The 2,466-nt window shown below is 58.6% G+C and carries 1 rRNA gene; it reads left to right on the top strand.

What is annotated here, in order from left to right:
* Nucleotides 1-2,321: ribosomal RNA gene (locus BM286_RS15060) — 23S ribosomal RNA — on the top strand; the annotation flags it as partial.
* Nucleotides 2,322-2,466: the final 145 nt, after the last annotated feature.

The raw sequence follows: 2,466 nt of genomic DNA, 5'->3' as shown, positions 1-2,466 counted from the left end.
AGAGACGAGCCGGCGTCGTGTCGTGCGTTTTGAAAAACGACCCAGGGAGTGCACTTGATTGGCGAGTCTAACCCGTGAACCGGGGAAGGCGCAGGGAAACCGATACGGCCGCAGCACATTCGTGCGAGGGCCACCGTGTTCAAGCGCGGGGAGTCAATCGGGTGCGACCCGAAACCAGGCGATCTACGCGCGAGCAAGGTGAAGCGTGGCGAAAGCCACGTGGAGGCCTGTTAGAGTTGGTGTTCTACAATACCCTCTCGTGACTCGTGTGTAGGGGTGAAAGGCCCATCGAGCCTGGCAACAGCTGGTTCCAACCGAAACATGTCGAAGCATGACCTCTCCCGAGATAGCCCGCGGGGTAGAGCTACCGATTGGATGACCCGCCTCCGAGAGGAGTCGGCCATCCTGTCGAACTCCAAACCCGCAGGCGTCGCAGACGGAGGGAGTCCGGTGCGCGGGGTAAGCCTGTGTACCGTGAGGGGAACAACCCAGAGCCGGGTTAAGGTCCCAAAGTGTAGATTAAGTGCGATTCGAAGGTGGTCTCAAGCCCTAAACAGCCGGGAGGTGAGCTTAGAAGCAGCTACCCGCTAAGAAAAGCGTAACAGCTTACCGGCCGAGGTTTGAGGCGCCCAAAATGATCGGGGCTCAAATCTACCACCGAGACCTGGCCGTGCCCGTGACAGGGCAACCGCGTAGGTTGGCGTACTGGTCGGACGGAAGCCCGGGCGAGAGCTCGTGTGGACCGTCCAGTAACGACAATCCTGGTCACAGTAGCAGCGATAGTCGGGTGAGAACCTCGACGGCCTGAAGAGCAAGGGTTCCTCGGCACTGCAGATCAGCCGAGGGTTAGCCGGTCCTAAGGTGTACCACAACTTGACTACACCGACGGGAAGCTGGTTAATATTCCAGCGCCATCGTGCAGTAAACGCCGACGCCGTGTGGAACGCTGAGCCGGGCACTCGCCCGGTCGAATCGTGGAAACTCGTGGACGCCGTCACGGCACGAAGCGAGCGAAACGCGAGACAGCGAAAGTCAGCCGTACATAGGGCCCGTGAAAAGGCAAGCGCGATGTCCGTACCGAGATCCGACACAGGTGCTCTGCCAGCGCAAGGCAAGGCCTGTCGGGAGAACCGACGTTAGGGAATTCGGCAAGTTAGTCCCGTACCTTCGGAAGAAGGGATGCCTGCTCTCTGAGGAGCAGGTCGCAGTGACTCGGGCGCTCCGACTGTCTAGTAACAACACAGGTGACCGCAAATCCGCAAGGACTCGTACGGTCACTGAATCCTGCCCAGTGCGGGTATCTGAACACCTCGTACAAGAGGACGAAGGACCCGTCAACGGCGGGGGTAACTATGACCCTCTTAAGGTAGCGTAGTACCTTGCCGCTTCAGTAGCGGCTTGCATGAATGGATAAACGAGAGCGCCACTGTCCCAACGTTGGACCCGGTGAACTGTACGTTCCAGTGCGGAGTCTGGAGACCCCCAAGGGGAAGCGAAGACCCTATAGAGCTTTACTGCAGGCTGTCGCTGAGACGTGGTCGCCGATGTGCAGCATAGGTAGGAGTCGTTACACAGGTACGTGCGCCAGCACGCCACCGAGACAGCATTGAAATACTACCCGTCGGTGACTGCGACTCTCACTCCGGGAGGAGTACACCGGTAGCCGGGCAGTTTGACTGGGGCGGTACGCGCTCGAAAAGATATCGAGCGCGCCCGAAGATCATCTCAGCCGGGTCGGGAATCCGGCGAAGAGCGCAAGAGCACAAGATGGTCTGACAGTGTTCTTCCCAACGAGGAACGCTGACGCGAAAGCGTGGTCTAGCGAACCTACGAGGTTCCGGAATGGGACCCGTAGATGACAGAAAAGCTACCTTAGGGATAACAGAGTCGTCACTCGCAAGAGCACATATCGACCGAGTGGCTTGCTACCTCGATGTCGGTTCCCTCCATCCTGCCCGTGCAGACGCGGGCAAGGGTGAGGTTGTTCGCCTATTAAAGGAGGTCGTGAGCTGGGTTTAGACCGTCGTGAGACAGGTCGGCTGCTATCTATTGGGGGTGTGAGGTACCTGACGTGAACGAACGTATAGTACGAGAGGAACTACGTTTGGTCGCCACTGGTGTATCGGTTGTCCGGAAGGGCAGCTGCCGAGTAGCCACGCGACACGGGGTAAGAGCTGAACGCATCTAAGCTCGAAACCCACATGGAAAAGAGGTACCACAGAGGTCACTCGTAGAAGACGAGTTCGATAGACTCGGGGTGTACGCACCGAGGCAACGAGGTGTTAAGCCCACGAGAACTAACAGACCGAGCCACATTCATTGGCGCTGACGCGCCACGACTCGCATGAGTTCAGGCGGTACCTGGATCGCACGATATACACGGTTGGTATCGAACCAGACCGACACAGGCGTCCCTCGCTCGAGAGCGCGACGAGAGAGGGTTTCGGTTCGAGTCCGAGAGTCGGC

The organism is Halorubrum sodomense (assembly GCF_900111935.1).
GTDB lineage: Archaea > Halobacteriota > Halobacteria > Halobacteriales > Haloferacaceae > Halorubrum > Halorubrum sodomense.
This window is presented reverse-complemented; position numbering and strand designations above follow the sequence as displayed.